Source organism: Protofrankia sp. Cr1 (genome assembly GCF_963555865.1).
In the GTDB taxonomy this organism is placed as follows: Bacteria; Actinomycetota; Actinomycetes; order Frankiales; family Frankiaceae; genus Protofrankia.
This window is the reverse complement of record NZ_CAUVXO010000020.1, coordinates 10,596-14,783: the sequence shown is the minus strand read 5'-3', so window position 1 is coordinate 14,783 and position 4,188 is coordinate 10,596. Positions and strand designations below refer to the sequence as shown.

The following is a 4,188-nucleotide window of genomic DNA, read 5'->3' as shown; positions in this document are numbered from 1 at the left end:
CCGGTCAGCCGTCGATGCGGATCCAGACCTGACCGTTGTCGATCCGAAGGGGAAGTTGTTCCAGCCGGGCGCCCGGCGCGTTGAGGCAGGTACCTGACCGCGCGTCGTAGCAGAAACCGTGCCGTGGGCAGGTGAGGGTGCCCGTGACCGGGTCCAGCTGCGCCACGTTGACGGGGAGTCCCTGATGGGCGCAGGCGTCACGATAGGCGGTGAGCTGACCGTCGTGGCTTATGACCACGACATCGGCTTCGGCGCCGTCGGCCCGTTCGAGGTGCAGTGCGGTGATCTGCTGGTGGGACAGCTCCGCGGTCGTGCCGACCGCCACCCAGCCACCGTCGCGGGTGCGGACGGGACCCAGCGGTATCAGCGTCGGTGGCGGCTCGCCGGCGAGCATCACCACCCGCGCGATGGACGCCACCCCGCCGACCAGAGCGTCCTTCACTACTTCACGCAGCGTAACACCGGTCAGGGCGTGGCTGTTGCAGGTGCCGCTCACCCGCAGGAACGCGGTATCCCCGTCGACCCGGACCAGTTCCACGTCGCCGCCGTGGGCCCGCAGGTAGGGCCGAACCGTGTCGAGCGCGTGCAGCGATTCGGTCACCGGCGTGGGCTGGATGATCCCGTGCACCGAGAACAACAGGTGCACCACGGGGTCGTCCGCGAGCTCGAACAGCATCTCCCGGCCACGCGGGTCGCTGCGCAGCTTCTGGGCGATCGCGTTGATCGCACTGCCGTGGAGCGCTTCAACGGCGTGACGGAGCTGCTCGGCGTGCTGCCGCGCGGCCGGTTCCAGCTGCTGGACGGCGGTGGCCGCCTCCTCCAGGGCTTCCGACAGCGCGTCGAAACCGGGATCGTTCCGCTGCGGCCCGATCGGCCGGGTACTGCTCATCGCCGGACTCCTAGCGTGCGTGCTTCCTTGGGGTCGCCGGGTGCGCGAGGGAATTCGTTATTGCGTGGCTGTCAGCCGGCCGGTCCGCTTTCCCCTTTGTCCCGGTGCGGACAAAACAGCGGGTACGTTCTCATGATCCCACAGGTTTGGCGGGTTGCCGCCGTAATCGGTTGGTCATATGACCGTCGTCACGCGCCAACCGCCTTGTGCTCACCTGTCGTGGTGGTCACATCGGTCAATTTCCTGACATTTCGTTCCGCCCGCGCTGCGTGGCTCGTTTGCTGAAGCGGTGAACAATCCCGTCGACGTGTGGCCGGTGTTGCGGGAACTAACGTCTCCATTGCCGGACAAAACCGGGCGCGCTCCGGTCGGCCCCGGCATCGAAACTTTCGGAAAGTATCCAACTGGCTACCATGCGTTCGAATTGACGCTCGTCACCTGCCATCATCGGGGCGAACCCGTCGTCCTCCGATTGGCGTCAGTCCGGTCCGGACCAGTTTGGAGAAGCGCATTAATTAAAACCTTGGTCGGTTGGGCCCGGCGGGCCCTTGTGTGACCAGTGACCCAGCGGGCCAAAGGGCGCGCGACGATCGTCAGATCGCGCGCCCGGCGGCCGCAGTCCCCGTAGCCCTAGAGGGCCAAAGGGCGCGCGACGATCGTCAGATCGCGCGCCCGGCGGCCGCAGTCCCCGTAGCACTAGAGGGCCAAAGGGCGCGCGACGATCGTCAGATCGCGCGCCCGGCGGCCGCAGTCCCCATAGCACTAATAGGCGAATGTTTTCGAAAGGTGACAAGTATGGCTCGCGACGTAGCGCCCGTCGACGCCACCGCGCCGATTCCCGATGGCCTGGCACCGTGGGTGCCTCGGCCGCGGGTACCGACGGACGGAGCTTCGCGGCGCCGCTGGGACGTCCCGGTGGCTGGTCCGGTCAGCGGACGGCTGGCACCGGTGACCGGCGTGCTGGTCATCGTGCTGGGCGCGATCTACCTGGCATGGCGAGCGGGAACGCTCGCCGGTACCGGCGTGTTCGGCTCCTTCTTCTATGGCGCCGAACTGGTCAGTTATGTGACCGTCGCCTGGACGGCGGTCATGGTCGGTCGGATGCGGCCGGGTGCGGTCCGCCGCGCCGGGCCGCCGGCGGGCAGCCTCGACGTGTTCGTGACGGTGTGCGGCGAGCCGGCGTCCATGGTCGAGCGGACGCTGCGTTTCGCCCTGGCGATCGACTATCCGCACCAGACCTACATTCTTAACGACGGTCGCCTCGCCGGCCGGAAGAACTGGCGGGAAATCGACGCGCTCGCCGCCCGGCTGGGCATACCGTGCTTCACCCGTGTCGACGGGACGCCGGGAAAGGCCGGTAATCTCAACCATGCGCTGGCCCGCACGGACGGCGACGCAATCCTGACCCTGGACGCTGATCACCTCGTCGTGCCGGACGTGGGGGAGCGGATAGTCGGTTATCTGCGTGATCCGGAGGTCGGGTTCGTCTGCACCGCCCAGTGTTTCGACACGGGCCGCAGGGATGTCCTGAACAATGCTGATTCCATGTTTTTCCGGGCCATCCAGCCGGCGAAGGACCGTGACAACAGCGCGTTCTCCACCGGTAACGGAGCCCTCTACCGTCGGTCCGCGCTCGAGTCGGTCGGTGGATTCAGCGAATGGAATCTGGTTGAGGATGTGCAGACCTCGTACGAACTGCACGCCCGTGGTTGGTCAAGCGTCTACCACGCCCTGCCGATATCAATAGGGACGGCACCGGCGACCGCGGCCGTCTACGCCAAACAGCGCCTGCGGTGGGCTATGGACCACATGCGCCTGTTGCTGTTCGACAACCCGTTGCGCAAACCGGGTCTGCGGGGCTGGCAGCGGGCACACTATCTGCACACCAGCCTCAGCCCGCTGCTGGCCGTCGTCCAGATGATCTTTTTGGTGGGCCCGCCGCTGGCCATTATCCTGCGGACGCAGGTGTCCTCCGGCGCGACTGAACAGCATTATCTGCTGTTCGGCGTGCCCTATCTCCTCGGTTCAACGCTATTCATCGTTGCATATGCGGGCCGCGGGTGCGCGACCCGAACCGTTGCGAGCTCACTGTTCATCGCCCCGCTGTATCTGATCGCCTTCGTCTGGGTGGCGTTCGGCTACCGGCCGCGCTCATCCGGTACCACCGAGAAGGCGTTTCAGCCGAAAATGTCCGTGCTCGTCCTGCCGCAGGTCGCCTTTGCGGTCACATTGGTCGCATCCATCGTCATCTACGCCTTCGACACGCGCGCAAACCGTCCGCTGTTCGCGTTGGTATGGGCCGGGATCATGCTGATGATGGTGGCCGGGCCGCTGTCCGCGGTCAGCGATCGACGCGCGGTGGTCGAGCGGTGGCAGCTGCCGATACGTGGGACGATCATTCTGGCTGTCGCCCTGCTGTCGGCGTTGACCTTCGCCAGCTGACGGAACGGCCCCATCTGGACGGCCGCGGCGGTTGCCGCTGCCGTCCAGGTTTAGGGCGTATCGAAGGTGCATCGAAGAACCAGGCGTTGCGCTTGCGCGCGCTCTGGCCGGCTACGACGGCTCGCAGTCCAGCCCGAGTTCGTGCTGGACCGCCACGCTGAGGTGGTCGCAGCCGACACCGGCCGTGCCCAGTTCGACGACCCGCCAGCGGTCGTTCGGATGGGTGAGCAGCGCGGTCGCGGGGTCGGTTTCGCCGCCGGTCGGCACGACGTGGGCGACCGCGACGGTCGGGTCGATCGTGGACACGTGGACGTCGACCACCCGGATGCGCTCCGGGGGGACCTCACCGAGCAGCGGGCTCGTCCGCACCGCCTGCGCGACCTGCTCGTCAGTGGACGGGCTGGGCCGCCCGACCGGCGTCGCGACGGATGGCTGGACCGCGGTGCCGGCGGTGCCGGCGGTGCCGGCGGTGCCAGTGCCAGTGCCGGTGCCAGTGGTCGGCGCGAGCTTCGACGGCGAGGCCGTTGACGGTGTGGGCGTCGACGGCGAGGACGATGCCGTGAGTGCATCGGCGGGCATGGCGAGCACAGCCGCGACTGCGGTCGCGGCGAACAACAGCTGCGGAACGGTCGGGCGGGTCATCCGTGCCGCGCGAGTCGCGGGACGGGTGTCCGACCTGCTATGTGTGACGTTGCGTGAGTGCCTGGTGTGCGGCATGTGCTGGGCTGTCGGACCCCTCCGGTGTCGAGCCATGGAACAGCTCTACCCGTCCTGGCGCACTTAACCCATGTAACACATCTGACACCAGGTCGTCGACTGACCGTAAAGAGTGGGTGATCAGCGGAATGTCCCTGTAC

At 67.1% G+C, this 4,188-nt stretch carries 3 protein-coding genes; 1 reads left to right on the top strand and 2 read right to left on the bottom strand.

Annotated elements, in window-relative coordinates; all coding sequences use genetic code 11:
• Nucleotides 1-4: 4 nt before the first annotated feature.
• Nucleotides 5-889, bottom strand: a complete 885-nt coding sequence (locus tag U9980_RS03745) for a NifU family protein (RefSeq protein ID WP_322766690.1) — start codon at nucleotides 887-889, stop codon at nucleotides 5-7.
• Between the two features lie 795 nt (nucleotides 890-1,684).
• On the opposite strand from U9980_RS03745, the gene U9980_RS03740 reads away from it, so the two are divergent.
• Nucleotides 1,685-3,331 (top strand): glycosyltransferase, encoded by a 1,647-nt coding sequence (locus tag U9980_RS03740; RefSeq protein ID WP_322766689.1) that lies wholly within the window; start codon nucleotides 1,685-1,687, stop codon nucleotides 3,329-3,331.
• Between the two features lie 111 nt (nucleotides 3,332-3,442).
• Here U9980_RS03740 and U9980_RS03735 read toward each other — a convergent pair whose 3' ends face one another.
• Nucleotides 3,443-3,973, bottom strand: coding sequence for a hypothetical protein (locus U9980_RS03735; RefSeq protein WP_322766688.1), 531 nt, complete (start codon nucleotides 3,971-3,973; stop codon nucleotides 3,443-3,445).
• Nucleotides 3,974-4,188 lie beyond the last annotated feature (215 nt).